Origin of the sequence: Sphingobium sp. WTD-1 (assembly GCF_030128825.1) — a bacterium.
In the GTDB taxonomy this organism is placed as follows: Bacteria; Pseudomonadota; Alphaproteobacteria; order Sphingomonadales; family Sphingomonadaceae; genus Sphingobium.
The window spans coordinates 106,627-132,453 of sequence record NZ_CP119128.1; the positions used below are offsets into that span (position 1 = coordinate 106,627).

General features: G+C 63.2%; 20 protein-coding genes and 5 pseudogenes. 11 read left to right on the forward strand and 14 right to left on the reverse strand.

Annotation, left to right across the window (positions count from 1 at the left end):
- Window positions 1–7: 7 nt before the first annotated feature.
- Window positions 8–1,669, reverse strand: a complete 1,662-nt coding sequence (ccoN, locus tag N6H05_RS25715; RefSeq protein ID WP_069337915.1) for a cytochrome-c oxidase, cbb3-type subunit I — start codon at window positions 1,667–1,669, stop codon at window positions 8–10.
- A gap of 23 nt (window positions 1,670–1,692) precedes the next feature.
- Window positions 1,693–1,992, reverse strand: a complete 300-nt coding sequence (locus N6H05_RS25720) for a hypothetical protein (RefSeq protein WP_099232189.1) — start codon at window positions 1,990–1,992, stop codon at window positions 1,693–1,695.
- 558 nt (window positions 1,993–2,550) lie between these two features.
- On the opposite strand from N6H05_RS25720, the gene hemN reads away from it, so the two are divergent.
- From hemN to istA (N6H05_RS25740), 4 genes and pseudogenes are all read left to right on the forward strand, one after another.
- A complete protein-coding gene (gene hemN / locus N6H05_RS25725) occupies window positions 2,551–3,864 on the forward strand; it encodes an oxygen-independent coproporphyrinogen III oxidase (protein WP_099232190.1) in 1,314 nt (437 codons plus the stop codon).
- 90 nt (window positions 3,865–3,954) lie between these two features.
- Window positions 3,955–4,644 carry a Crp/Fnr family transcriptional regulator gene (locus N6H05_RS25730; RefSeq protein ID WP_021227182.1) on the forward strand — a complete coding sequence of 230 codons (690 nt, stop codon included), beginning with the start codon at window positions 3,955–3,957 and terminating at the stop codon, window positions 4,642–4,644.
- Window positions 4,638–5,252, forward strand: coding sequence for a DUF308 domain-containing protein (locus N6H05_RS25735; protein WP_021227183.1), 615 nt, complete (start codon window positions 4,638–4,640; stop codon window positions 5,250–5,252). Before N6H05_RS25730 ends, N6H05_RS25735 begins: the two co-directional genes overlap by 7 nt.
- A 339-nt stretch (window positions 5,253–5,591) precedes the next feature.
- Window positions 5,592–6,950, forward strand: a pseudogene (gene istA / locus N6H05_RS25740) (IS21 family transposase); the annotation flags it as partial.
- Window positions 6,951–7,029: 79 nt separating this feature from the next.
- On the opposite strand, the gene istB (N6H05_RS25745) reads toward istA (N6H05_RS25740), so the two are convergent.
- Window positions 7,030–7,890 (reverse strand): IS21-like element helper ATPase IstB, encoded by an 861-nt coding sequence (istB, locus tag N6H05_RS25745; RefSeq protein WP_119750084.1) that lies wholly within the window; start codon window positions 7,888–7,890, stop codon window positions 7,030–7,032.
- Window positions 7,887–9,149, reverse strand: a complete 1,263-nt coding sequence (istA, locus tag N6H05_RS25750) for an IS21 family transposase (RefSeq protein ID WP_119750086.1) — start codon at window positions 9,147–9,149, stop codon at window positions 7,887–7,889. Before istA (N6H05_RS25750) ends, istB (N6H05_RS25745) begins: the two co-directional genes overlap by 4 nt.
- 144 nt (window positions 9,150–9,293) lie before the next feature.
- Between istA (N6H05_RS25750) and N6H05_RS25755 the strand changes: the two genes are divergently transcribed.
- The 3 genes and pseudogenes from N6H05_RS25755 to N6H05_RS25765 form a co-directional block, all read left to right on the forward strand.
- Window positions 9,294–9,458, forward strand: a complete 165-nt coding sequence (locus tag N6H05_RS25755; protein WP_420228688.1) for a hypothetical protein — start codon at window positions 9,294–9,296, stop codon at window positions 9,456–9,458.
- Window positions 9,445–10,173 carry an IS21-like element helper ATPase IstB gene (istB, locus tag N6H05_RS25760; protein ID WP_031304487.1) on the forward strand — a complete coding sequence of 243 codons (729 nt, stop codon included), beginning with the start codon at window positions 9,445–9,447 and terminating at the stop codon, window positions 10,171–10,173. The genes N6H05_RS25755 and istB (N6H05_RS25760) overlap by 14 nt, the downstream gene beginning before the upstream one ends.
- Before the next feature lie 242 nt (window positions 10,174–10,415).
- Window positions 10,416–11,224 (forward strand): annotated as a pseudogene (locus N6H05_RS25765) (IS3 family transposase); the annotation flags it as partial.
- A gap of 213 nt (window positions 11,225–11,437) precedes the next feature.
- Here N6H05_RS25765 and N6H05_RS25770 read toward each other — a convergent pair.
- Window positions 11,438–12,731, reverse strand: a pseudogene (locus tag N6H05_RS25770) (IS110 family RNA-guided transposase).
- A 153-nt stretch (window positions 12,732–12,884) separates the two neighbouring features.
- Between N6H05_RS25770 and N6H05_RS25775 the strand changes: the two are divergent.
- Window positions 12,885–13,247: pseudogene (locus tag N6H05_RS25775) on the forward strand (integrase core domain-containing protein); the annotation flags it as partial.
- A gap of 24 nt (window positions 13,248–13,271) precedes the next feature.
- On the opposite strand, the gene N6H05_RS25780 reads toward N6H05_RS25775, so the two are convergent.
- Window positions 13,272–13,694: a hypothetical protein gene (locus N6H05_RS25780; protein WP_180275703.1), complete on the reverse strand. Its 423-nt coding sequence runs from the start codon at window positions 13,692–13,694 to the stop codon at window positions 13,272–13,274.
- A 17-nt stretch (window positions 13,695–13,711) separates the two neighbouring features.
- Here N6H05_RS25780 and N6H05_RS25785 point away from each other — a divergent pair, with 17 nt between their 5' ends.
- Window positions 13,712–15,010 carry a glycoside hydrolase family 130 protein gene (locus N6H05_RS25785; protein ID WP_021227185.1) on the forward strand — a complete coding sequence of 433 codons (1,299 nt, stop codon included), beginning with the start codon at window positions 13,712–13,714 and terminating at the stop codon, window positions 15,008–15,010.
- A 39-nt stretch (window positions 15,011–15,049) separates the two neighbouring features.
- Here N6H05_RS25785 and N6H05_RS25790 read toward each other — a convergent pair whose 3' ends face one another.
- Complete coding sequence (locus N6H05_RS25790; protein ID WP_122129203.1) at window positions 15,050–15,883, reverse strand: universal stress protein; 834 nt, start codon at window positions 15,881–15,883, stop codon at window positions 15,050–15,052.
- 349 nt (window positions 15,884–16,232) lie between these two features.
- On the opposite strand from N6H05_RS25790, the gene N6H05_RS25795 reads away from it, so the two are divergent.
- Window positions 16,233–17,165, forward strand: a complete 933-nt coding sequence (locus tag N6H05_RS25795) for a 1-phosphofructokinase family hexose kinase (RefSeq protein WP_185707892.1) — start codon at window positions 16,233–16,235, stop codon at window positions 17,163–17,165.
- Window positions 17,166–17,390: 225 nt separating this feature from the next.
- Here the strand turns inward: N6H05_RS25795 and N6H05_RS25800 are convergent, their stop codons facing one another.
- Window positions 17,391–18,428 carry a 2-hydroxyacid dehydrogenase gene (locus tag N6H05_RS25800; RefSeq protein ID WP_122129180.1) on the reverse strand — a complete coding sequence of 346 codons (1,038 nt, stop codon included), beginning with the start codon at window positions 18,426–18,428 and terminating at the stop codon, window positions 17,391–17,393.
- A gap of 306 nt (window positions 18,429–18,734) precedes the next feature.
- On the opposite strand from N6H05_RS25800, the gene ppsA reads away from it, so the two are divergent.
- Window positions 18,735–21,119 carry a phosphoenolpyruvate synthase gene (ppsA, locus tag N6H05_RS25805; protein WP_185707890.1) on the forward strand — a complete coding sequence of 795 codons (2,385 nt, stop codon included), beginning with the start codon at window positions 18,735–18,737 and terminating at the stop codon, window positions 21,117–21,119.
- Between the two features lie 174 nt (window positions 21,120–21,293).
- Here ppsA and N6H05_RS25810 read toward each other — a convergent pair whose 3' ends face one another.
- From N6H05_RS25810 to N6H05_RS25835, 6 genes and pseudogenes are all read right to left on the reverse strand, one after another.
- A complete protein-coding gene (locus N6H05_RS25810) occupies window positions 21,294–22,115 on the reverse strand; it encodes a universal stress protein (protein ID WP_122129182.1) in 822 nt (273 codons plus the stop codon).
- 128 nt (window positions 22,116–22,243) lie between these two features.
- Window positions 22,244–22,618 (reverse strand): c-type cytochrome, encoded by a 375-nt coding sequence (locus N6H05_RS25815; protein WP_020820414.1) that lies wholly within the window; start codon window positions 22,616–22,618, stop codon window positions 22,244–22,246.
- A gap of 32 nt (window positions 22,619–22,650) precedes the next feature.
- A complete protein-coding gene (locus tag N6H05_RS25820) occupies window positions 22,651–23,142 on the reverse strand; it encodes a GIY-YIG nuclease family protein (RefSeq protein WP_122129183.1) in 492 nt (163 codons plus the stop codon).
- Window positions 23,143–23,362: 220 nt separating this feature from the next.
- Complete coding sequence (locus N6H05_RS25825) at window positions 23,363–24,067, reverse strand: DUF2238 domain-containing protein (RefSeq protein ID WP_234831434.1); 705 nt, start codon at window positions 24,065–24,067, stop codon at window positions 23,363–23,365.
- Between the two features lie 75 nt (window positions 24,068–24,142).
- Window positions 24,143–24,793, reverse strand: a complete 651-nt coding sequence (locus tag N6H05_RS25830; protein ID WP_122129185.1) for a hypothetical protein — start codon at window positions 24,791–24,793, stop codon at window positions 24,143–24,145.
- Window positions 24,794–25,175: 382 nt separating this feature from the next.
- Window positions 25,176–25,754: pseudogene (locus N6H05_RS25835) on the reverse strand (MBL fold metallo-hydrolase); the annotation flags it as partial.
- Between the last annotated feature and the right edge of the window lie 73 nt (window positions 25,755–25,827).

A 25,827-nucleotide genomic window follows, 5' to 3' on the forward strand; every position in this document is an offset into this window, starting at 1 on the left:
TTTCCCTTCATTCAGCCGGGGTCGCGGCCGGCACGATCGGCCGGTCGGCTTCGGGATTGTAGGCGGCGCTCGACATGGGCGCTTCCTTGCGAAGCCGGCCCAGGATCGTCATCCACACGTTGTAGACCATGATCAGCGCACCCAGGAGATAGAGCAGGCCGCCAAGCACGCGGATCGCATAGTAGGGCTTCATGGCCGCCACGATCTCGGCGAAAGCGTAGACGAGGTAGCCGTCCGAGCCATATTCCCGCGCCATCAGGCCCTGCGTGATGCCGGCGACCCAGAGCGCGGCCGCATAGAGCACCAGCCCCAGCGTCGCGAGCCAGAAGTGCCAGTTCACCATGCGCAGCGAATAGAGTCGCTCGCGTCCCCAGAGCCGCGGAACGAGATAGTAAAGCGCGGCGAAGGTAATCATCCCGTTCCAGCCAAGTGCGCCCGAATGCACATGGCCGATGGTCCACTCGGTATAGTGCGACAGCGAGTTGACCGCCTTGATCGACAGCATCGGACCTTCGAAGGTCGCCATGCCGTAGAAGGCGAGCGCGAAGACCATCATGCGGATGATCGGATCGGTGCGGATCTTGTCCCAGGCTCCGTTCAGAGTCATCAGGCCGTTGATCATGCCGCCCCAGCTTGGCATCCACAGCACAACCGAGAAGACCATGCCCAGCGTCTGCGCCCAGTCGGGCAGCGCCGTGTAGTGAAGGTGATGCGGTCCCGCCCAGATATAGAGGAAGATCAGCGACCAGAAGTGAATGATCGACAGACGGTAGCTGTAGATCGGCCGCTCCGCCTGCTTGGGCACGAAGTAGTACATCATCGCCAGGAAGCCGGCGGTAAGGAAGAAGCCCACCGCGTTGTGGCCGTACCACCACTGCGTAAGCGCATCCTGCACGCCGGCGAAGGCCGAGTAGCTCTTAGAGCCGAAGAGGCTTGCCGGCACCGCGAGGTTGTTCACGATGTGCAGCATCGCGATCGTGATGATGAAGCTCAGATAGAACCAGTTGGCGACGTAGATGTGCGGCTCGGTCCGGCGCAGCAGCGTGCCGACGAAAACGACGAAATAGGCGACCCAGACGATCGTGAGCCACAGATCCACATACCATTCGGGCTCGGCATATTCGCGGCTGGCAGTGACGCCCATCAGGTAGCCGGTCGCGGCCAGGACGATGAAGAACTGGTAGCCCCAGAACACGAAGCGCGCGAGCGCCGGGAATGCGAGGCGCGCGCGGCAGGTGCGCTGGACGACGTAGAAGCTCGTCGCGATGAGCGCATTGCCGCCGAAGGCGAAGATGACGGCAGACGTATGAAGCGGCCGCATGCGCCCGAAGCTGAACCAGGGCTCGAGGTTCAGGGTCGGGACGACCATCTGCGTCGCGATCACCACGCCGACCAGGAAGCCGACGACGCCCCAGAACAGCGTCGCAATGACGCCGAGCCGGATGAGATCGTCGTCGTACCGGGTCACATCCGGCATTGTCGCCGGCTTGAAGCCTGACAAGACCTGGAAGTCGGCCTTGTACATCGTGATCCAGGCGATCAGCAGGGCCGTGGCGGAGGCGATCGCCATGTGGACCGAGAAGCCCGAATCAAGGGCGAGCGCGCAGGCGAAGAGCGCCAATATGGCCAGCAACAACCAGCCCCCGACCTTGAAGAGTAGTTCGTCCATTCTCGCCGTCCTTTGCTTCTACGTCAGGGCCGTGCCGCGTAGGGATCGTTTTGCGTTTCGTTGGAGCCGATGGTGCGCGAAGCGACCAGCGCGAAGATCGTGAGCGCCCCGATCGTGGAGAGCACGTTGATGGCGAGCACGATCCGCACCTTGGTGCGGCTGGCCGATGGCCTCCGCTTGCGTCCCGGCGCGACCTCGTTGTTCGGCGTGTCCGTCAGTCGGGCCACGTCGCGCGCGCGGAAGAGCAACCAGGCTCCGCTTGCGATGGCGATGATCCCGAGCACGCCGATGATCATCCCCCACATTCCGATGGGCAGGCTCATGATCACTAACCCCTTGCTGTTGGCTGCCGGCTACGCTCCGCGTCGACAGCAAAGAAGCTGATACGGCTCGGCCGGCAGTCCTGTTCCCACGCTCTGAGGATAGGCAGAAAGCGCGACACTGATGTTGCGGATGGCTTCAGAGAGGCAAACTGGCACATGATCGACCCTTGGACATACGGCGCGCGTGATCGTTCGCGCCGCAGCTGACTGCCAAGGCCCCTCTCCCGCTTGCTTCAAGGCATGCTCGACAAGCATGCCGGAACCGGGCGACCATGTCGTCTCGCTGGTCGTCTCCACAAGGTTCGAGCGATCCGATAGCGGCGCCTTCGACGCCGAACTTTGCTTCAAATCAATATTCTGTCAAATCCAAAAAGATTGTCTTTGCGACACTTCCCGGCGCCTTTGCGACCGAACGACTAAGATCGCGATAAGCAGCGGCGTCCTTGGCACCACCGCTCGAGAGCTGCCCTGCCACGTAAAACTGAAAGCCACGGGCAATTGGCCAGATTTTTGATGCTCCTCAATGAAACAGGCTGCTTGGCGCAGCAAGATCGCACCATGTGGCCTTACCATCCAGACCTGCTGGCGACCCCGGTCCCGCGCTATACAAGCTATCCCACAGCAGCCGAGTTCGGCAACGATGTGGGGGAGCAGGATTTCGCCTCTGCCCTTTCGAGAACAGACGGCGATGTCTCGCTTTACGTCCATATCCCCTTTTGCGAAACGATATGCTGGTACTGCGGGTGCAACACGGGCCGTGCAAATCGCCGGCAGCGGCTGGCCAGCTATCTGGAGGCTTTGCATAGCGAAATCGCGCTGGTCGGCCGGATGCTGCCGAAGACCGCAACGGTCCGCCGCCTGTCCTTCGGCGGCGGCAGCCCCAATGCGATCACGGCTACCGATTTCGTTCGCCTGTTCCTCTCGCTCACGGACAGTTTTCGGCTCGAGAAGCCCGTCGTCTCGATCGAACTGGACCCACGCACTTTGACCTCTGCGTGGGCGCAGGCGATCGCGGGCACGCGGATCAGCAATGCGAGCCTGGGCGTGCAGACTTTCGATCCGCGCCTCCAGGAGGCAATCGGGCGGATTCAGCCGCTACAGGACATCGAGCGGTGCACATCGATGCTGCGCGAGGCGGGCGTTACTTCCCTCAACTATGACCTCATGTACGGCTTGCCCGGACAATCCGAGAAGGACCTCGCGGACTCTCTCGCCAAAGCGGTCGAGCTAGGCGCCGATCGGATAGCGCTGTTCGGTTATGCGCACGTCCCGCATTTGATCGCCCGTCAACGGCGGATCGATGCGGACGCGCTGCCCGATCAGGCGATGCGGTTTCGAATGGCCTCGCAGGGACATGAGCTGCTCACGAGGAGCGGCTATGAGGCTGTGGGCTTCGATCATTTCGCGCTGCCGCACGACGGCCTGGCGCAGGCGACCCGCGAAAGCCGGCTGTCGCGCAATTTTCAGGGGTTCACCGACGATGACGCTCCTGTGGTGATTGGTCTTGGCGCGTCTGCCATAAGCAGCTTCCCCGACCTCCTCATCCAAAACGAAAAGAACGCAGGCCGCTATCGCATGATGCTTTCGCAGCAGCGCCTGACCGGCAATCGAGGCATCCGCCGGAATGCTGACGATCGTCTTCGCGGCGAGGTCATCGAGCAGCTGCTCTGCCAGGGGAAAGCGAGTGTGCCGGCTGATCTCCTCTTGCCCGCTCACGATCGCCTCGCGCCGTTCCTCGACCGCGGCCTGGTGTGCTGGGAGGGCGACACGCTCTCCATCGCCCCTTCCGCGCTCCCTTATGCACGCACTATCGCGGCAACTTTCGACGCCTACCGCCAACCTGACAGCAGGAGGTTCAGCTCGGCCGTGTGACCCGATCCTCCCTTAGGTAAACTACTAATGTCTCCGCCCCGGGGCCGCGGATAGGAACCGTGCACCCACCGGCCAACGCGCGGAGAGACCATGAACGCCTGTACGCAATGCGCTGTTCGCGACAAGGCGATCTGCCATTCCTTGCCCGAGGAAAGCCTGGAAGAGCTCAATCGGCTGGGGCGGCATCAAATCGTCAAGAAGGGGCAGGCGCTTGTATGGCAGGGCGACGAGTCGCTCCTTGTCGGCAACGTGCTCGAAGGCGCGCTCAAATTGTCGGTCTCGAGCGCCGATGGCCGCGACCAGACGCTCGGTATCGTGCTGCCCAGCGATTTTATCGGACGTCCGTTCGGCGCGACGAGCATGCATTCCGTCATCGCCCTCACCGACTCGCGTGTCTGCACCTTCTCGCGCTCGGCGTTCGACACTTTCGCGCAAGATCACCAGCCCCTGGAGCACGGCCTACTGGAAAGGACCCTGACCGATCTCGACAGGGCCAGACAATGGATGATGATGCTGGCGCGCAAGAGCGCCGGCGAGCGCGTCGCGATTTTCCTTCTGCACATCGCCAAGCGCCACTCCAGCGACAAGAGCGATGGACCGCTTCGCTTCGAACTGCCTCTCAGCCGCCAGGACATGGCCGATCTGCTCGGCCTCACGATCGAGACGGTCAGCCGGCAGATCACGCGTCTGCGGGACGACGGCATCATCACGACACCCTCGCGCCGGGCAATCGTCATTCTCGACCAGGACGCGCTTGAGGCTTGCACGGGCGAGTGCTGAAAGCGATGCATCGGCCCTTCCACGTCGCCCCATGGCAGCTGACCCTGGGATGCGGCCTGTTCAAGCTCCTGCTCGCCGCCGGAGCTTTCGCTCTGCCGCTCCTGCACGTCGATGCACTCCCAAAGCTTGTCGGCTGGCTGTTGCTCGCCGGTGGCCTATCCGAGCTTCTGCTCTCATGGACCGGACGCCACAGCTGGGTGGGACGGATCACCTTCGGGTCGGGCGCTCTCACGCTCGTGCTCGGCGCCCTCTTCGTGGGCGGACCGTGGCATGGCCTCTACCCGCTGGCGCCGTTCGTCATGATCTGGTTCCTCCTCCGCGCCTTGCTGTCGATCGACGTCGCGTTTCAGTCGCGCCTTACGCCCATGGCGAACTGGATATGGCTTCTCCTGCGCGGTTTCGTCGATCTCGCCTTGGGGTTGTTGCTCCTGGCTGGCGCGCCGTTTGCCATGCTGGTGATCGCCGTCTTTGGCGAAGCACCGGAATTTGTGAGGCTATTCTCGGCGACGCTCGGCTTGAGCTTCGCGGTTGCCGGCGGAGGCCTTTGTGCGATCGCGCTGACGCAAAGGCGCTATCGCCGCCCTGATCCCTTCATGACCAACACTTGAACTCGGCTGCAGACGGGTGCGCTATCCGGTAGGTAACGCGAGAGCGCTGCTCCTCTGCGTACGTCAGGCGACCAGCTGCGCGGAGAGACCGATGTCGCGAAGGTCGTCTCCGGTGACCGCATTTGTGACCAGGGCGGCTTCGTCGATTTCGAGCTTCATCATCCTGCCGATCGCCCCTGAATAGTCGAAGGCCGCTTGGCTGAGGAAATCCGTCCAGGCTGACGTGAGGATCAGCGTGCAATAGGCACCCCCTTCGTGGGGTGATCGGCGTGCAAAAAGGACCCCTTCATCCCGGGGATTTAGTTGGCCGACTGGTTTTGATCAGTTGGCGAGAACGGGATGTTGATCGTGGAGACAGTGGTTCGGATTCGGCGTGAGCATGCAGCGGGTAAGGCGATCAAGGCGATCGCTCGTGACCTTCGTTTGTCGCGGAAGGTCGTCCGCAAAGCGATCCGGTCGCCGGAGGCGGCGTTCAACTATCAGCGCAAAGTCCAGCCGCTGCCGCGGATCGGTCCTTATCAGGATCGTCTCGATGCGCTGCTTGAGGAGAACGAAGGTCGCGGCCGTCGCGATCGGCTACGGATGACGCGTATCCATGACCTGCTGGTGCGCGAGGGGTTCGATGGATCCTATGATGCGGTGCGCCGCTATGCGGCGCGCTGGCGTGCTGCGCGGCGGAAGGATGCTGGCGAAGGCGCACCGGCGTTCATCCCGATGACCTTCCAGCCGGGTGAGGCCTACCAGTTCGACTGGAGCCACGAGGATGTGGAGATCGCCGGCAAGCCGATGCGGGTGAAGGTGGCGCATATGCGTCTCTGCGCCTCGCGCGCACCCTATGTCCGGGCCTATCCGCGCGAGGGCCAGGAGATGCTGTTCGATGCCCATGCCCGGGCGTTCGCGTTCTTCGGCGGTGTGCCGCGACGCGGTATCTACGATAATATGAAGACGGCGGTGACGGCCGTGTTCACCGGCAAGGAACGTGTGTTCAACCGCCGCTTCCTCATCATGACCGATCATTACATGGTCGAGCCGACCGCCTGCTCGCCGGCGGCGGGATGGGAGAAGGGCCAGGTCGAGCAGCAGGTCCAGACGATCCGAGGCCGCTTCTTCCAGCCGCGGCTCCGGTTCGCCAGCCTGGCCGAGCTCAACGGGTGGCTGGAGGCCGAGTGCCGACGCTGGGCCGAGCATCATGCCCATCCCGAACGCGGGGATATTACCGTCGCCGAGGCGTTGGATATGGAGCGACCGGCCCTGCAGCCGATCCTGACGCCGTTCGACGGCTTCCATGAGAGCGAGCATGCCGTCACCGGCACTTGCCTCATCAGCTTCGATCGCAACCGCTACTCGGTCATGTCGACGGCCGCACGCCGGACCGTTCAGGTGCGCTCCTACGCCGATCGCATCGTCATACGCTGCGGGGATGCGATCGTCGGGGAGCATGAGCGCCACTTCGGTCGGAACCGCACGATATACGATCCTTGGCATTATCTGCCGGTCCTCGCGCACAAGCCCGGTGCGCTGCGTAACGGCGCACCGTTCCAGGACTGGGATCTGCCGCCCGCCCTGCACCGATTACGGCGAAGGCTCGGCACCGGGGACGAGGCCGATCGCAGGTTCGTGCGGGTCCTCTCGGCGGTCCTCACCGATGGCCTGGAGCCGGTAGAGGCTGCCGTGCGCGAAGCGTTGGCGAACGGAACGGCTGTCAACGGGCACCGAAGATTCCGCAAAAGTGGGCATCTAAAATTCCCTAGTTTGGCGGGAGGGTTTGTGTCGGTGATCAGCCGTGATGGAGATCGGGCTTTTCCTTTGCTGGCGGGCGGCCGCGCCGCTTTGGCAAGGGCGGCGGGTTGTTGGACGGTGCCATGCGCGCATGCTCGGGCAGCAGGTCGGCGTGCTGTCGCATGCGATAGCTGGAGCCCTCGATCTGGATGACCACAGCGTGGTGAAGAAGGCGGTCGAGCAGCGCGGTGGCCACCACCGGATCGCCAAAGACATCACCCCATTCGGCGAAGCCGCGGTTTGACGTCAGGATCATGGCACCCTTTTCATATCGGGCGTTGACGAGCTGGAAGAAGAGATTGCCGCCGCCGGGCGTGACGGGAAGATACCCGATCTCGTCGACGACGAGCAGGGAGGATCGGCATAGGAAGCGGATCTTCTCGCGCAACGTGCCCTCGCGTTCAGCCTTGGTCAGTGAAGCGATCAGATCGGCGAGCGGGATGAAGTAGACGCTCTTGCCCGCCTTCACGGCCTCGACGGCAAGGGCCGTGGCGATATGGCTTTTCCCGGTACCGGGCGGGCCCAGCAGATGCACCACCTCGGCCCGGTTGATGAAGTCCAGGCCAGCGAGCGCCAGGATGCGGTTCCGGTCGAGCGATGGCTGGAAGGAGAAGTCATATCCGTCCAGCGTCTTGATGATCGGCAGCCTTGCCATGCGCAGGGCTGCCTTGATCCTGCGGTTCTCCCGGAGCGACAGTTCTTCGTTCAGCAATATGTCGATGGCCTCGATGCCATCGATTTTGCCCTGCTCTATGCCGCGCAGGGTGGCGTCGAGCATCTCCAGGGCGCGTGGCATTTTGAGATGGACCAGGCTGCGGCGGATATTATCGACGCGGGATGCGGCACCCCCATGGTTCATGGCCGTTCTCCCCGCGCCAGTTGGCTGCCGATCGCTTGATAGATGGCCAGGGAGCGCACGGTGACATGCTCGCCTACACGACCGATGGCGATTACCTCTTTACCATGGATACGGCGCTTGGCGCCGCTGCTGCCTGTCCGGTGCGCAGGATCGATCCTGCACTGCCGGCGCCCCTCAAGAACCGGGTGCTCGGCAATGACCTGGCCCCGGTCTACGATCCGGATCTTGTCGGGCAACTGCTGGATTTCGACGACGCGCCGGGTGCGATCGGGAACGCTGTAGTAATTGCCGCCGACCGAGACCATCCCATCGTGGCTGACGCGGCGCTCCAGCTTCAGAACAGCGTCAAAGCGGCCCGCCGGAAGCAGCTGCAACTCAGGCTGCTCGGCGGCGAAGGCTTCAGCAATAATCCGCTGCGTCGTGCCGTGGACACGGACGTTGGCGACGGTATCGAGCCAGTCGATCAGCTGGACATTGAGATCGTCCAGATTGCGGAAGCTCCGGCCCAGGAAGAAGTCCTTGCGGATATAGCTGAACGGCCGCTCGACCTTTCCCTTGGTCTTGGCCCGATAGGGACGGCAGGCGCGTGGCACGAAGCGATAATGCCCGGCCAGAGCCAGCAATGATCGATTGTAGATGATATGGCCCTGATCATCTTCCCCGGTCACGGCGGTTTTCATGCGATCGTAGAGGATTTCGATCGGGACGCCGCCGAGCGCTTCAAAGGCCTGCATATGACAGCGCAACAGGCTTTGGAGATCCTGATGCATGACGTAGCGCGCAAACAGGAAGCGCGAATGGCCCAGCACCAGGCTGAACAGCCAGACGATCCGGCTGACGCCGGGCTCATCGGTAAATTCGACGACGAACCGGGCAAAGTCGACCTGTGCCTGCACGCCAGGCGGCGTCTCGAAGCGAACCTCGAAGGGCTTGGGGCCGTTTTCCGGTCGGATCGCTGCCAGGAACCGCTTTACCGCGGTATAGGCGCCCATATACCCCAGCTCACGGATTTCCCGCGTCAGACGCGCCGCCGTCAGATCGGGAAAGGCCGTCACTCGTTCACGCAAAAATTCTAGATAGGGTGCCAGTTTGTTCGGTCGGCCAAGCATGCGCGGGCCGTAAACCGGGGCCTCGATGCCCCGTTCGATATATTTTCGGATGGTCTTGGGGTCGCGACCAGTGCGTCGGGCAATGGCGGATATCGATACGCCCTGTCGATGTAGTTCGAGGATCATCATCAATTCTCCAAGTCGGATCATCGGCCCCGTCTCCGCGTCTGCAAAGGAGATGAGGACAATGTCGGCTCATCTCATTCTGCCGGGGCTAGCCCCGGCAGAATGAGATGAAGGGGCCACCAACTAGGGAATTTTCAAAGCCCACTTTTGCGGAGAATTGCACGACCGATGACAACGGCCAGCGACGAGCTGATCCTCAACATCCTCTCCCGGCGCCGCGAGCCGGCGACACCCCACAGCATCGTCACTTCGGAAGACCGGATGCTGCAGCATCCTCCGCTCGCCGACTGTGCCCGCTATGATCTGCTGCGAGGCTATGATGCAGCGGCATGATATGATCGACACGATGCGCGGCCTCGGACTCAAGGGCATGGCGGCGGCGTTCGACGAGGCGGTCACTACCGGCCTCCAGCGCAAGCGCACCACCATGGAGATACTGACCGACCTGCTCCGTGCCGAGGCGACCCACCGGGATGCAGCCTCCATCCGCTATCGGATGACGGCTGCGAGGCTGCCCGTGGTGAAGGACCTGGAGCGGTTCAGCTTCGAGGGCACACCGATCAATGAGGAGATGATCCGCTCCCTTCACGACGGCTCCTTCCTCCCGCCTCGCCGCAATATCGTGCTGGTCGGCGGCACGGGGACAGGCAAGACCCACCTCGCCATCGCGATCACCGCCAATGTCGTGCGAAGGGGCGCTCGCGCCCGCTACTTCAACACCGTCGATCTGGTGACACGCCTCGAAGAGGAGACCCGGATCGGCAAAGGCGGGACCCTGGCGGCGCAGCTGTCGCGGCTCGACCTGATCGTGCTTGACGAGCTCGGTTATCTGCCGTTCGCCCGCTCGGGAGGGCAGTTGCTGTTCCACCTCATCAGCAAGCTTTATGAGCGCACCAGCGTCATCATCACCACGAACCTCGCCTTCGGTGAATGGCCGACCGTGTTCGGCGATCCCAAGATGACCACGGCGCTGCTCGACCGCGTCACCCACCACTGCGATATCGTCGAGACGGGCAACGACAGCTGGCGCTTCAAAAACCGCAGCTGACAGCCACCTTCGGCGCCTTCAAAAATCTATCTTGCGCTGCGCGCGCCTCCGGTCGGGCTACGCCCGCCCTCCGCCGCACGCAGCGCAAGGCCATCTTCAACAAACCAACATCATATCCGAAAAGGGGTCCCTCTTCGACGCCGATCGGGGGTCCCTTTTGAACGCCGTTTGACAAGGCTGACGTGACCCCCTGATTTTCCTCCAAGTGTGATTAGAGTCCGGCCCTGAAGGACGGACGGACGATGAAGCGATCGAGGTTCACGGAAGAGCAGATCATTGCGGTGCTGAAGGAAGCCGAGGCCGGTGCGAAGACCGGCGAGCTGGCCCGGCGCCACGGCGTGTCGGAAGCGACGATCTACAACTGGAAGGCCAAGTATGGCGGCCTGGAGGTGTCCGAGGCGCGGCGGCTGCGCGCGCTGGAGGACGAGAACGCCAAGCTGAAGCGGTTGTTGGCCGATGCGATGCTGGACAACGCAGGCCTGAAGGGCCTCCTCGCAAAAAATTGGTGACGCCCGCTGCCAAGCGAGAGGCGGTCGCTCGTCTCCAGGCAGCCCTGGGGATGAGTGAGCGGCGGGCGTGTCGTGTCATCGGCGCTGATCGGAAGAGCATGCGCTACCGGTCGCAGCGGGATGATGATGCCGATCTTCGGTCGAAGCTGCGCGAGCTGGCGCAGCAGCGCCGCCGGTTCGGCTATCGCCGGCTGCACATCCTGCTGCGGCGGGAGGGCGTGGTGATCAACCGCAAGAAGACCCAGCGGCTCTACCGCGAGGAGAAGCTGGCGGTCCGACGACGAAGGAACCGTCGCCGCGCCATTGGTGCGCGGGCGCCGGCGCCTGTGCTGGCGTTGCCCAACCAGCGATGGAGCCTGGACTTCGTGCACGATCAGATGGCGTCGGGACGCCGGTTCCGGGTGCTCAACATCGTCGACGATGTGACCCGCGAGTGCCTGCGTGCGGTGCCGGATACGTCGATATCGGGGCGCAGGGTCGTGCGCGAGCTAACCGACCTCATCGCCGAGCGCGGCAAGCCCGGCATTATCGTCAGCGACAACGTCCTGGGTCACGAAGGAAAGCGAGATTTGGTCAACAGATCTCTATGCGCCGACATTGAGCGGCGAGGCATGCATTCTGAGCCAGATGGCTTCCACCGTCAACGGGATCGCTCCCTGCCATAGCAAACACAGGATCCAGCGGCGCCGAAGCGGCCGTGGTCCTCACCGTCCTTAGAACGAGATACGCACCCAGGTGGAAGGCCCGAACATTATCTACAGGGTCGCTTTCGCGCCCTCACGGCACTTGCAGAGAGGGGTCCTTCCACCTGGCATCCGACCGTTCAAGGAACGGTCGGTACTCTGTCCCCGTCTTGATGACGGCATGGGCAACGCGCGCCATCTTGGCGGTGAGCGCCGTCATCGCCTTGCGGCGACGATCGGCATCGTCCGCGTGCCCGGCAGTGTATCGTCCGAGCTTGTCGCGGAAACTGTTGTTGCGCTGACGTGCGGCGACCTGGGCAGCCATCCAAAAGGTCCGCCGCAATCGCGCATTACCGTATTTGGACAGCATCGTGCGGCCTCGGAATGTGCCGGACTGCCGGGTCGCAAGATCAAGACCGCAGAACTTCAGGAACTGGCGGTGATGGCTGAAGCGGCGTAGATCGCCTGCCTCGGCGAGAATGGTCAACGCATTGATGGGCCCAATGCCGGGGATCATGCGCAAGAGCTGATAATCGCGGTTTTCGGCCAGCATGGCATGCGCCGTTCGCTCGATCTCGTCGCGCTGTCGGATCAGGTTGCGTGCTTGGGCGATCACCATGCGGAACATAGCGATCGAGACGGAATCCTCGTCGACAGGTAGCGCCACGGAGGCGCAGGCGGTCTCGTAGATATCGTTGATCAGCCGGGCTTTGGACACCTTGCGGCCGACCAAGTCCCATGCTTCGCGGGAGAAAGTCTCCTGGCCGAGCACAGTCATGCTGGCTGGGGTCGGGAATCGTTCGAGCAGAGCAAGGAACCAGTCGGATCGGCTGTTGCCAGCGAAGCGTTCAATCTCCGGGAAATAGAGCGGCAGGTAGTGGGTCAGGATGCGATGCCATGTCTGCGTCTTAGCCTTGGAGATCGCCTCGTGCGTTTTCGACATCTCCTGCAGGTCGTTGATCCCGGCGGCGAGCGGATCGACGTATCGCTGGGTGGCGCCAATCCGCAGCATGTGCAGGATCACTTGCGCATCCTTGGAATCGTTCTTGTCCCAGCCATTGTGCAGAGCCTCGCGCGTTCGAGCCAAGGCAACGGACGAGATCAAGCGCAACTCGAAGCCGGCGGACAGCAGGCGATGCGCCAGCGTGCGATGGTAGTTACCAGTAGCCTCGAAGCCGACGATGATCGGACGCCCGATGTCGCTAAGATCCGTGGCCAGGCGATCATAATCTGCCTTTGTCGCCATCACCGTCATGCGACGTCGGGGTCCGCCTTCTGGACGTTCGATCAGGACCTCCTGGCGGTGTTTGGACATATCGATGGCTACCAGCACGGCGTCGGTGGGATTAGAGCTACGCTTGGTCATGGTCGGTCTGTCTCCAAAGGGTTGAGTCGACAACTTCACTTTAGAGACCTGCGGGCCGATCATGACCGCCTTGATGAAGCCTGCGGGCGCTACGCGCCCTTGCCTTCATCAAGGCGGTGCGCCCCTTCGAGGGGCCGCTTCCCAATGTGCTACGGCACCGAGCTGACCTCGAACGCGGTCCTCGCCTGGTGCGGGGAGATCGGCGTCGAGTGGCACTACATCGCTCCGGGCAAGCCGATGCAGAACGGCTACGTCGAGAGCTTCAACGGTCGCATGCGCGACGAACTGCTCAACGAGACCCTGTTCCTCAGCCTGGACCATGCTCGCGTGGCGATCGCCGCCTGGGCCGACGACTACAACCGGGAGCGACCGCACTCAGCCCTTGGATACGAAACCCCAGCGGCGTTCGCCGCTGAACTAGATAAGCAATGGCCTGCTTCGCTACGCCCTACGGGCTCCGCTGCGCAGGCCATTGCTCAACCCGCGCTCATGCGCAACAAAGCTGCCGGGCTCTAATCCCCGCTGGTGGAAACCAGGGGGTCACGTCAAGGCGGCAACAATATCTCCGGGTGACTGCGCGGTGCCCAGTTCGCCCACCAGCGTCATGTCTGCTTCGAGACGCCGCGACGCCAACCTCAACGCGTCGCGCTGACATTGCTGTACGAACTGCCCTGCCGCTCCCTGGGCACTGGAAACGAGTTCCGATACGATCGATATGCTTGGTGCAGCAGCCGCAAGCTGGGTTTCCACGAAGGTGTTCCAGAAGTCCGTAGCCATCAAACCGTCGTCAGCCATCGCCTTCTCGCAATCTCGAGTTGTTGTTGCGTTGCAGCAGGGTACAACTTGCAGCGTAGAGATGCGAGACCCGGGGAAGCGGAATTGCCGATCGCGCGTTACGGCCTGCAGCACTCCAGACCTGCCGTCCTCCGCCTGCATCCGCAGCAGGCCCGGCTTGGTCTTCATCGAAGCGGGGATTCGAGTTGATCAACCACAGCCTTGTCCGCGAACTCGGGCCCACCTTGCGCGCAGATCCCTCGCGGGTCGTCATTCGGCCGTTCGTCCCGGGCGACGATCCGACCGTGCCCGATCCTGCGCTGCGATCCAGGATCGGCCGCATCATCGAGCGGATCGTCGCACTTGACGCACAGACATGCCGCTCCGAGCTTGAGCGCATCCTCGCCAGTCTTGCCGGGCGTCACGGCGACGTCGAGCAGGTGCTGCTGCGGCGGTGCAACGACCTTGTCTGCCCCCCTGCAATCCCCTCCCCCGGACTGACGAAGGATCAGATGCTCCTCATCGGCGCCTATATGAGCGCTGAATATTCGTACGAATCCGCCGCCCTTTTCAATCCGAGCATCGTGCCGCACCCCGAGGCGGCGAAGGTCGCCGGAGCGTCCCGCTTCCTGCTCTCGCTCCGCGCTGTCGGAGAAGGTCATCTCTCGTCCATCACTTTCCGGACCGGACATTTCGACGGCTCGCATGTGGAGCTCGATCCGGTCAGCGCCATTTCGACTCCGCCGCGGGTCGAGCCGCTGCCGGGCGGAGAGGCTGACGATCCCGGGGTCCGCCTGACCTGCGGAAGCTTCCCGGACATCTCATCGCTGGTTATTTTCCCCGTGACCTTCCGTCAGAGGCATGGCCTTGAAGATCTGCGGCTTACTCGCTTCGAGGAGGAGAATGGCTACAGCTTCTACCTGGGGACCTATACCGCAGCCGGGGGCGAGACCGTCCGCCAGGAACTGCTGCGGACCACCGATTTTCAAAGCTTTGAATTGAGCGCGCTGCGCACCGATGTATCCGACACCAAAGGAATTGCGATTTTCCCGAGGCGCATTGCCGGGCACTATGCCGCTCTCGCGCGCCTCGATCACGAAAGCATCTGGCTGCTTCGGTCCAATGACCTCTACAATTGGACGGATGGAGCGACCATCCTGCGGCCCTGCTTCCCGTGGGAATTTGTGCAGCTCGGCAATTGCGGGTCGCCGATCGAACTCGACGAAGGTTGGCTCGTGATCACCCATGGCGTCGGGCCTGTTCGTAACTACAGCCTTGGCGCCTGTCTTCTCGACAAGCAAAATCCTGCCCTCGTGCTGGGACGCTCCACGTCCCCATTGATCACCACTGACCCAAAGGATCGGGACGGCTACGTCCCGAACGTGGTCTACAGCTGCGGGGCTCTCCTACATGAGCGGACCTTGCTGCTGCCCTATGGCCTCGCCGACTCTTTCGTCAGCTTCGCCACTGTCGACGTCGATCGGCTGCTGGCCACACTCCGCTAAAGCCTAAACCGGCCAACCGCGCCGATGCGGCGTGAACGATCAGTGAGCCAGCAGGACCGGGCAACTGGGATGGTCGAGAACGGACCGTGTCGCGCCGCCAAGCACGAATTCCCGCGCGCGCGAGTGGCCAAAGGCGCCCATGACCAACAGGTCGCCCTTCGTCTCTTCGCGGTAGGCCTGCAAGGCAATGCCCGCATCCCGCCCGCCAGCGGGCACCTCTACCATTTCGGCCGTGATTCCGTGACGCTCGAGAAAGCGGCAGGCGTCGGCAACCGGCGTGTCGCGGCCCACGTCCTTGTCCTGAGTCACGGTGACAAGGGCGACGGAGCTGGCCTGATGGCAAAGCGGCAGCGCATCGGCGAGGGCGCGAGCAGCCACACGGCTTCCATCCCACCCCACGATGATGCGCTCGAACTTCAGAGCTGCCCCCTCCCCTGGAAGGAGCAGCACCGGCCTTGCCGACTCGAATGCCAGGCCCTCAGCCATCGCCGGCGTCGCGGGATGGCCATGGACCGGAACGATGGTCAGGTCATAAGCGCGCGCTTTTTTTGCAAGCGCCCAGTGGGTCACCTGCCCGGGGCAGTCGATGACGAAGGCCTCGCCGCGTCGCGACTCGTCGACAACTGCGGAAAACTGCTGGACCAGCGCGTCCGCCTGCTCCTCGCTGCGGCGGTTCTCCGCCGCAATGATCTGATCGGCCTGAAGCAATTTGTTCGCCAGCCAGTTCGATACGGGAGGAACGTGCACGCGGCAGACGCCGAGCGACAGCCTCGCTCCGATCAGCGCCGCGGCTGCTTGTGCACGCTCGATCGCTTCCACCGGGGTGGCTTCGGCGTAACTGTTCGCCTGAAGAAGTATGTCGCGAATAGCCATCTCAAACCTCCGTTTCGCCTGGTATCGCAGACCCGGCGCCGTGCGCCGATCCGTAATCATCCGGAAAGACCGAAAGGCGCAGCCCGCTAGACTGGCACCGCGACAGCTGCCGCTTGCTCGCAGCGCAGCCCATGCTCGAAACGATTGGGTGAGGACCACGTCTCCGCGGCATCGAAGCAGGCGCGGAAAAAAGGATGAAGATACTCTGGATGGGGCGGAGCGGCGCGGCGTGATGGTGCGAAAATGTGCCGGCCTTGGCGGACGGAGCCTCTGGTCTCTTGGCCGATTTGCTTCTTGAACACGCGTACCGTCCTGTCCAGCCTAGATCTCCTGAATAGCGGAGTAATCCATGCCCAGTATTTCGACGCTCACCCTCAACCCCACAATCGATGTCGCTTACGAAGTGGGGCAGGTCTATCATACGCGCAAGATGCGGACCGAGGCGGAGTTTTATTCGCCCGGTGGCGGCGGCATCAACGTTGCCCGGGTCTTCGTTCGGCTCGGAGGCAACGCACGGAGCTACTATGCCTCAGGCGGCGCCACAGGGCCTGCTCTCGACGGCCTGCTCGACCTGCATCAACTCGTACGCAATCGCATTCCCATCCAGGGTCACACGCGGGTAAGCTCGGCCGTTCTCGAGCGGGAAACCGGCAAGGAGTATCGGTTCGTTCCTCAGGGTCCGAGCTTTACCTCCGCCGAATGGCAGGCCTGCCTCGAACAGCTCGCTCAGGCCAAGGGCGATTTCCTGGTCGCGAGCGGCTCTTTGCCGCCTGGCGTCCCGGAGGATTTCTACGGCCGCGTCGCCACGATCATGGCGACGCGCGGAATACCGATGGTACTCGACAGCTCGGGTCCAGGCCTGAAAGGCGGCCTGGCGGAGGGCGGCTTGTTCCTGATCAAGCCGAGCATCGGCGAACTTCGGCAATTCGTGGGCGAAGATCTCGCCGCGATCGAGGACGTGAGCGAAGCTGCCATGGCGATCGTCCGCGCAGGCCAGTCCAGATATGTCGCAGTGACCATGGGACATGAGGGCGCGCTCCTGGCGACTCCTGACGGCGCGCAGATTCTGCCTGCCCTGGAAGTCGACGCGAAGAGCGCCGTGGGCGCGGGCGACAGCTTCCTCGCAGCAATGGTTTTCGCGCTGAGCTGCAGCTGGTCGATCACGGACGCATTCCGCTTCGGTGTCGCAGCCGGCGCTGCCGCGGTCCTTAACCCGGGTCACGATCTCGCTCAGGCCGAGGAGATCCGCCGCCTCTACCCACAGGTGCCGCAACCGGCCTGATGCTCGGCCGAGCTCGCCGCCCTCCCCCGCACAACTAGACGGCAACGCCCGGCATCCGCTCTTGCCACCTGCAAGGCGACCGAGCCGAAGAGGGCGCAAACATCTTAGCACCGGCGCGAAGCGGATCGACATTGGCCAGGCGCTCGTCCCGCTTGATTGCGCCATGGGAACCCGCCGCGCCGCGGCCACTGTGATCAGCCGGCATGACCGGTTCGACCGGCGGCCCTACCCGTTCCCGCTACCGCCGACGGCAGAAGATCGGGCGCTCGCTACCACGGGGTGGCGCGGCCGCTGGTCCTTTTCGAAACAGGTAAGATTATCGATCGTGGTCGCCGCGATCGCGGTCATCGCCTCGACGGTGAAGAAGGCCTGGTGGCCGGTGATCAGCACGTTCGGAAAGGTGAGCAACCGCGCAAAGAGGTCGTCCTGCAGGATCTCGTCCGACAGGTTTTCGAAGAAGAGGTCGCCCTCTTCCTCGTAGACATCGAGACCGAGATAGCCGATCACCCCGTTCTTGAGCCCCTCGATTAAGGCCCGGGTGTCGACAAGCGCGCCGCGTCCGGTGTTGATGAGCATCACGCCTCGCTTCACCCGCGACAGCGCATTGCCGTCGATCAGATGCCGCGTCTCCGGCGTCAGCGGGCAATGAAGAGTAATGATGTCGGAGGAGGCTAACAGGGTCTGCAGATCGACGATCTCGGCGCCGGCCGCGCAAATCTCGGGTGTCGGCGCCGGATCGTGAACAAGGATGCGGCAGCCAAAGCCGGCAAGGATCCGCGCCACCGCGGTGCCGATCTTCCCCGCTCCGACGACGCCTGCGGTGCGGCCCTTGAGATCGAAGCCAAGCAAGCCGTCGAGCGCGAAATTCCCTTCGCGAACCCGCGCATAGGCCCTGTGGATCTTGCGATTGAGCGTCAGGATAAGTCCGACGGTGTGTTCTGCAACCGCATCCGGCGAATATGCCGGGACCCTGCCGACGGCGATGCCGAGCTCGTTCGCGGCGGCAAGGTCGACATGATTGAAGCCAGCGCTGCGCAAGGCGAGCATTTTTGTGCCGCCGGCAGCAAGCCGCGTGAGGACCGGGCGATCGAGCACATCGTTCACAAACGCGCATATGGCAGAGGTCCCTGCTGCGAGCAGCGCGCTTTCCTCGGTCAGGCGAACTTCGAGATAGCGCATCCGGTGCGGCGCGCCTTTCGCCGCATTGGCCTCATCCAGAAAGCGCCGATCATATGCCTTGGTGCTGAAAACCGTCACGTCCATGGCTGCGCTTCCCTTTGTCCTCCACCGTAGCGGCCCGTATGTCCCTCAACGCGCAAGCACGTCGCCGAGGTTCCCGGGCGCCTGTGCATTGCCTTGTGGACATGCTCTCGACAACCTGTGTGTACCGCGGGGATTAGCTGTTGCTCGAAGACTGCGAGCAGCTGCTCGTCCCTGCACCTCGTCCCGCCGGACGGCGATTGGCGGCGGACCTCCGGAGCGTTACCTAGAGACAATGGCGGAAAGGAGCATCAAGCTGCCTTCCGCAAAGTACTCCACCCATCAAGCTAGCCAGGAAGAGGGTCGCCTATGCCAAGCTCTTTCGTCATCTGGTTCGAAGATGTCGGGATCGCCGACATCCCGCGTGTTGGCGGCAAGAACGCCTCCTTGGGCGAGATGACCGTGGCGCTCGCCGCGGACGGGATGAGGGTACCCGCCGGCTTCGCGACCAGCGCCGAGGCTTACCGTCTGTTCGTCGAGGAGAACGGTCTTACGCCCGAGATCGAAGAGCTTTTCTCATCCTATCACGCAGGCACTGCGACGCTTCAGGAAACCGGCGAAGCCATTCGCTCGCGCTTCCTCGAGGCGGAATTTCCCGCATCCCTCGCGAACGAAATCCAGGCAGCCTATCTGGAGCTCGGTGAGCGCATCGGGTCAGATCGCCCTGCGGTGGCGGTGCGTAGCAGCGCAACGGCGGAGGATCTTCCAGACGCGAGCTTCGCCGGTCAGCAGGAAACCTTCCTCAACGTGCGCGGAAGCCGCGCCCTCCTGGAGGCCTGCCGGCGCTGCTACGCATCGCTCTTCACCGACCGCGCGATCAGCTACCGTGAAGCCAAGGGGTTCGACCATCTCGAGGTCGCCCTGTCCATTGGCGTCCAGCAGATGGTCCGGTCGGATCTCAGTGGATCAGGCGTCATGTTCTCGATCGACACCGAGACCGGTTTCCCCGGTGCGATCGTCATCAGCGCGGCCTGGGGACTGGGCGAGACCGTGGTCCAAGGTTCGGTCGATCCCGCCAAATATGTCGTCTTCAAGCCTCTGCTCGACACGCCGGGCGCCGTGCCGATCATCGAGAAGAGCCTGGGCGCGAAGGCGACGCGCATGACTTACGCTGAAGGCGGCAGCAGGCGCACCCGCATCGAAGACACGACCCTCAAGGAGCGGGAGGCTTTCGTCCTGGGTGACGAGGACATCATCCAGCTGGCGCGTTGGGCCGCGGCCATCGAGCGCCACTACGCACGCCCCATGGACATGGAGTGGGCGAAGGACGGCGAGAGCGGCAAGCTGTACATCGTCCAGGCGAGACCGGAGACCGTCCAGGCGCAGACCAGTCGCACATCGTTCAGCCATTACAGCCTGAAGCAGAAGGACACACCGATCGCGACGGGAGCAGCGATCGGCAGCGCGATCGCGGTCGGCAGAGCCTGTGTCATCCGAACGGCCAAGGATATCGAGAGCTTCAAGGAAGGTGCGATCCTGGTCACCGAGACCACCGACCCTGACTGGGTCCCCATTATGAAGCGCGCCGCAGGCATCGTCACCGATCACGGCGGAACGACCAGCCATGCCGCGATCGTGGGAAGGGAACTCGGCGTGCCAGCAATCGTCGGCACGGGTGACGCGAGCCGCCTCATCCAGGAGGGGCAGAGCATCACTTTAAGCTGCGCAGAAGGAGACGCCGGCGCGGTCTACGAGGGCGAGCTCGAATTTGAGATCGAAGACGTCGACGTGGGCGCTCTCCCCGAGCTTGCGACCGCGATGATGGTCAACATCGCCAATCCGGCAGCCGCGTTCCAGTGGTGGCGTCTGCCGGCGCGCGGCGTCGGCCTCGCGCGCATGGAATTCATTATCAACTCGCTGATCAAAGTGCATCCGATGGCGCTCGTTCATCCGGAACGGACCGATCCGGAGACGCAGCGCCGGATCGAGGCGCTCACGCGTGGCTATGACGATCCGGCCGACTACTTCGTCGACGTGCTGGCGCGCGGGATCGCGAAGCTTGCCAGTCCTTACCACCCCCACCCCGCCATCGTTCGCTTGAGCGACTTCAAAACCAACGAATATGCGCACCTTCTAGGCGGAGAAGCCTTCGAGCCGCAGGAGGAAAACCCGATGCTGGGTTTTCGCGGCGCTTCGCGCTACTACGACGATCGCTACCGCGAGGGGTTCGCCCTCGAATGCCGGGCGCTCAAACGGGTTCGCGAGACGCTCGGATTCTCCAATGTCATCATCATGGTGCCGTTCTGCCGGACGCCGGCCGAAGCGGATCGTGTGCTCGAAACGATGGCGCAAAACGGTTTGCGGCGCGGCGAACACGGTTTGCAAATTTACATGATGTGCGAGATACCCTCGAACGTCATCCTCGCAGAACAATTCGCCCGACGTTTCGACGGGTTCTCGATTGGCTCGAACGACCTGACCCAGCTTGTGCTCGGCGTCGATCGTGACTCTGGTTTCCTGACGAACCTGTTCGACGAGCGCGACGAGGCCGTGACCCGCATGATCGCGGACGTCATCGCCAAGGCCCATGCAGCGGGTATCAAGATCGGCATCTGTGGGCAGGCGCCCAGCAATCACGCCGACTTCGCCGCCTTCCTCGTCGCGCAAGGCATCGATTCGATATCCCTGAACCCGGACAGCTTCGTCCGCACGATTGCTGTCATCGCCGCCGCGGAGCGGGAGCGAGGCAGCTGACGCGAGTGGCACCAAACAGATCGTGCGGGCGGCCATCGGGTCCGCCGTCGCGGGCAGCTGCGGTCTTGCAGGAAGAATAAGCGACCCCGCCGCCGGGGGGTCTCGAGAGGCGGCGGGGTCAGGCTCCGGAGCGTGTGGCGAAAACGCCGACAAGCTCCGGGGCGGGGGGTCTTGTCAATGGGCGAAGAGCAGCGGAATCTCAGCGCCGTCGATGAGGTCCCGGGTGACACCGCCCAGGATCATTTCCCGCAGGCGCGAGTGCCCATAGGCTCCAAGCGCCAGCATCGCCGCGCCATGCTCCCGCGCGCCGCGGATGAGTGCCTCGGCGTCCGAGCCGTCGCCGCGGGACAATGCGACCACATCGGCATCGAAGCCGTGGCGAGCGAGATGCCGTGCGATGTCGGCGCCAGGCTCGGACCCATGGCCTTTTTCACTAGGCTTGCCGTTCAGCACGAGGACGTCGATCTTCGCGCCGGGATCGGCCAGCGCCTTGGCTTCCCGCAAGGCGAGCGTCGCCTCACGCGTGGCGTTCCAGCCAATCGCCAGATGGTCGACCGCGCCGGGGCGGTGACCTTGCGGGAGCACGAGGACCGGCCGTCCGGAAGCGAACAGAATACTCTCGATCGTCTCGCGGCGGATCGGCGGATGCTCATAGGCGCTTCTGGGACCAAACAGGACGAGATCGGCATAGCGCGCATAGACGGCCGCCTTCGAGAAGATCACGGCCGGCTGATCGGAGATCGTGCGCACTTCGATGTTGGCGGCGCCGGCTGCCTTGGTGATCCGCGCCTCCTTGGCGCTGACAGCTTCAGCGTAATCGTCGAGGAAGACGTAAGGCGGCCCCATTGTCAGCGCATAGGTTTCCGCGGGCATCGCCGAGAGCACGACGAAGGACAGCCTGGCATCATGAAAAGCTGCAAAGGCGATCGCGTCTTCCAGAAACTGCCCGTCCTGTTCGCCGGTATCGACAACCGCGAGAAGATCCCTGATCGGCATTCCCGTCCTCCATTTGGCTCACGCGACGAGTTGTAGCCGCCCCGCGAGCCAGCTTCATTTGTGGGATATACGTAGGCGCGCCGGCAGGTTGCATGGGCAGCAAAGCCAGGCGCGGGAGACGTCCGGAGTTACTGGATTGGCGGCCGGTAATCCGCGCTTTGCAGCGTCAAGATATAGGCGGCGAGGTCATCGACATGGCCAGGCGCGATCTCGAACTTCATCACTTCGGGGAAATTGTGCGAATCGCGCAGCCAGGGCTTCAGCGTGTCGAGCGTGAGACCCCGTGCGTTCGCAACCGCTTCGAAGCTCGGCGCTTCCGGTCTTGGCGAGCTGCCCTCCCCGACGCCATGGCAGGCGGCGCAGTGGGCGCGCGCGAAAGCGGCTCCGCGCGACGCGGGCGTGTCCCGTCCGGCCGCAGCGGCGATCGATGACCGGCCGCCCGCCGCCGCGCTGCACGCCGCGGTGAGGATGACGACTGCAGAGAGGAGGCCGGCCTTGCGCATGCGCGCAATCTATCGGGAGCCGCAATTGTGCGTCAACCGGCCGCCGGCCGTAACAGATGCGAGGGGCAAGTCGTGCAATCGCTCGCGCCGAAGCCGTTGGCCGTGCAAACGAACAAGCCCGAGCCGATGAGAGTGCCGACGATCGCGCACTCGTTGCCGCCCTCTACCGCAATGGCTTGCGCGGTGGCGGCTACTGAGGTCAGGTGATCGATATGCCAGCGAAGCGTCTTGCTGCGCTTCAGATGCCTTGCGATTCTGGCGCGCAGGCCTCCGGGGCCGTAGGCTCTCCCCGCGTAGACGTACCAGCCGGGCCCGAAGCTATCGGAGCCGGATCGGCTGGAAAAGACCACCTTCTCGTCCAGGCGGAGCAAGATAGCGTAAGCGCCCGTGCTCAATGGCAGGGTCGCGATGCTGTCCGCTGCAACCGGCACTCCGCCGATAAGCTGGCCCATGGCCGCCATGAAGCGGCTCTCGTCGGAAGTGATGGCGCATGGCGAACCGAAGTGAACGTCGCTGCGGCTCATGACGAATGGTGAAACTCTCGCGGAGAAAGGGTGTGATTTTTGTCGATGATAGGATGGCGGGAATCGGCAGGAAAGGTCAGGCCGTTTCACTCACGTTTATCTTGGATCGCTTGACCATTGGGGGGGACGACCGTGCGACCCCGAGCTTTTCGGCGCCTGATTATGGCCGAGCCCAGGGAGCGGCGCTGCAGGACCCATACATGACAAGCAAGCCCATGGTCTAGCGCTCGAACAGACGGGGATGCTTTTCTATGAAACGCCGGCCCCAGCTATCGAGATAGGCTTTGCGCGGTTGCCGCATATAGCGGTAGCCAGCCAGGGACACGGCAGCCGCTCCAACCGCATCGACGATGAGATCGGTCATTGTGTCCGACAATCCCGTGGGATCGCCGGGTGTCGGCTTCTGCATGGTCAAGCCGGCGAAGCTGTCCATGGCATATTCGAAGATCTCCCAAAGCGCGCCCACGCCGATCGAAAAGAAGAAGGCAAACATGGCGATGAAGGCAGGCGGCATCTGCATGTCGACATGCTCGTTCTTGTTGAGCGCATAGACCAGCATGAAGCCGACCAGGCCAAGTAGCAGCCCGGCGGTTGCGTGGAGGGCGTCGTCCCACCACCAGATGCGTTCGTAATAGTCGAGCACCTCGCCCAGAAAAATGGAAGCAAAGGCGAAAAGAACGCCGACTAGGTGTATCTCGGATGGTATCAGGGCGGCTCCGCTGTGAAGACGCCTCGCAAGCGGTGCGGCGGTGAATACGAGCAGGCAGACCACAAGGAAGCTGTGAAGCCAGCGCCCCCGATAGGTCAGGACGATGAGCTCCGCGACGAGGAGGCCGGCAAGGACGAGCGTGATCAGCAGATGGGCGCGGCGAGCAGTTGTCATGCTCCCTGAAAACATTCCTGGCAGACCATGTTCCGTGCCCACCCTCGGTCTAAACCGATCCATGATCAGGGTGGGATCGTGTCCCCAGTCACTGCTGGCTGCAAGTGCTCTTCGGATTCAGGACTTGCTTTCGGGCATGAGGCTTATCGAGCAGCGACGATGCATTCTACGCAAATCAGGCCGAAGAGCGGCGAGCCTGCTGTTCAGCCAGCTCCAGACGTGCTGTTCTTCGATCAACATGGGAGCGGTCGATCCTGCTTGTCGCAGTGACCTGGTCGTCGGGCGCTCGATCAGCGAGAAGGCCGCGCCGTCTGCTGTCATGCGGCATAGACCGCCGAGGTAGAGCGGCTCGTCATCGGCGGCTTGGACGCGCGCGCGCAGGCTGGCCGCATCGACACCGGGTGCGAGCAGGATGCTGTCCGCGACAACGACACAGCGCTGTTCGTGAACGCCATGGCCAAACGCAGGCCACAGGCCGCCGCGCGCGAGAAGCAGCGGAACACCTTCGCCAGGCAGTCCCCAGCTCATCTCGACACACACGAAATCTTCGCCGGTTCCGTATAGGACCAGAGCGCGACCGAACGGCCGCACCGCTCGCGGCGCGAGATCGAGGCCGTGCAGATAACGGCGGGGCAATACCGCACGCATGGAGTTCTGCTCGAAACCGATCAAACCCTGCGCAGCCGCACACTGCTTGGGCAGGGTTTCTTCGATCGGCGCCAGGAAGTCATAGTCCTTTGCATCGAACAACGAGAGCTGCGAAGTCATTGCAACGGTCCGGCGGCAATTGCGATGAGCCGCCATGCCCGAACGGACGCCGCTTGGCTACCGCGGGCCGTAATCCCGAACTCCTATTTACAACGATTTACAGGACAAGCTGGCTATCTGGCCCCAAGAGCGCCGCACACCATTTCGGGTGCACTTCACTTGGAGCTGGCCATGCTCGGCGCATCGATTTGCTTCTTCCTGGTCATGGCGTTCTGCTTCGCAGTGATCGTGGCAAAGGCAGACTGGACTCACCGATTGGCTGCCTCGCACGAAGAGAATGCGCGGCCGGCATCAGGTGAGCGCCGATGACAACGACCGGGTCAGAGCCCGACATTGTTGCTGCGCATTCCGGCAGCGGCACACTGGCGGCACCGGCCAGCTATGTGGATTCGCAGACGACGTGATCGAGGCCCTTGGGCGCGGCGGGATCGGCGTGGAACGCCTTGTTGTCGGGCCCGAGATCGCCCGACAAGAGGATATGTGCCCCGCCGGCATAGAGCTCCACCGAGGCTGAGCCGAGAATATGGCCCGCGTTCCAGAGCCTGGCCTTGAACCCGGGGGCGGGTTCGAACCAGTTCCCGAGCGCGACCGGACGAGAAAGCCGCCACGCGCTGATCGCATCTTCTTCGGTGTAGAGAGGTTCGAACAGCGCGTCGCCGGCGCGGTCGCGCCGTCGGTTCCGGCGCTCCGCCTCATATTCCTGGATCCTGCCGGCATCGGCCAGCATGAATTCGAGAAGGTCGCTCGTGGCCTGCGTGCACCAGATCGCACCCTCATAGCCCTGGGCCGCAAGCTTGGGGAGAAGGCCGCAATGATCGATATGCGCATGGGTCAGAATCACCGCGTCGATCCTCCGCGGATCGAACCCGAAGCTGCCGAGGTTGAGCGCCTCGAGACTGCGCGAGCCTTGGAACAGACCGCAATCGACCAGGATCGAGCGGGCGCCTAGCGCGAGCTCCATGCATGAGCCGGTGACAGTGCCTGCCGCACCGTGGAACTTCATCGTGAGCTGATGGGTCACCTGTTTCCCTCTT

Bases quoted from the DNA above. Each gene is read 5' to 3' on its own strand.
- istB (WP_119750084.1), bottom strand. From the start codon at position 7,890: ATGAACCATGGGGGTGCCGCATCCCGCGTCGATAATATCCGCCGCAGC.
- N6H05_RS25720 (WP_099232189.1), bottom strand. From the start codon at position 1,992: ATGAGCCTGCCCATCGGAATGTGGGGGATGATCATCGGCGTGCTCGGG.
- N6H05_RS25795 (WP_185707892.1), top strand. From the start codon at position 16,233: ATGCCCAGTATTTCGACGCTCACCCTCAACCCCACAATCGATGTCGCT.
- N6H05_RS25830 (WP_122129185.1), bottom strand. From the start codon at position 24,793: ATGACTTCGCAGCTCTCGTTGTTCGATGCAAAGGACTATGACTTCCTG.
- N6H05_RS25820 (WP_122129183.1), bottom strand. From the start codon at position 23,142: ATGAGCCGCAGCGACGTTCACTTCGGTTCGCCATGCGCCATCACTTCC.
- hemN (WP_099232190.1), top strand. From the start codon at position 2,551: ATGTGGCCTTACCATCCAGACCTGCTGGCGACCCCGGTCCCGCGCTAT.
- N6H05_RS25755 (WP_420228688.1), top strand. From the start codon at position 9,294: ATGACAACGGCCAGCGACGAGCTGATCCTCAACATCCTCTCCCGGCGC.
- istB (WP_031304487.1), top strand. From the start codon at position 9,445: ATGCAGCGGCATGATATGATCGACACGATGCGCGGCCTCGGACTCAAG.
- ccoN (WP_069337915.1), bottom strand. From the start codon at position 1,669: ATGGACGAACTACTCTTCAAGGTCGGGGGCTGGTTGTTGCTGGCCATA.
- N6H05_RS25780 (WP_180275703.1), bottom strand. From the start codon at position 13,694: ATGAAGACCAAGCCGGGCCTGCTGCGGATGCAGGCGGAGGACGGCAGG.
- N6H05_RS25730 (WP_021227182.1), top strand. From the start codon at position 3,955: ATGAACGCCTGTACGCAATGCGCTGTTCGCGACAAGGCGATCTGCCAT.
- N6H05_RS25815 (WP_020820414.1), bottom strand. From the start codon at position 22,618: ATGCGCAAGGCCGGCCTCCTCTCTGCAGTCGTCATCCTCACCGCGGCG.
- ppsA (WP_185707890.1), top strand. From the start codon at position 18,735: ATGCCAAGCTCTTTCGTCATCTGGTTCGAAGATGTCGGGATCGCCGAC.
- istA (WP_119750086.1), bottom strand. From the start codon at position 9,149: ATGATCCGACTTGGAGAATTGATGATGATCCTCGAACTACATCGACAG.
- N6H05_RS25790 (WP_122129203.1), bottom strand. From the start codon at position 15,883: ATGGCTATTCGCGACATACTTCTTCAGGCGAACAGTTACGCCGAAGCC.
- N6H05_RS25800 (WP_122129180.1), bottom strand. From the start codon at position 18,428: ATGGACGTGACGGTTTTCAGCACCAAGGCATATGATCGGCGCTTTCTG.
- N6H05_RS25810 (WP_122129182.1), bottom strand. From the start codon at position 22,115: ATGCCGATCAGGGATCTTCTCGCGGTTGTCGATACCGGCGAACAGGAC.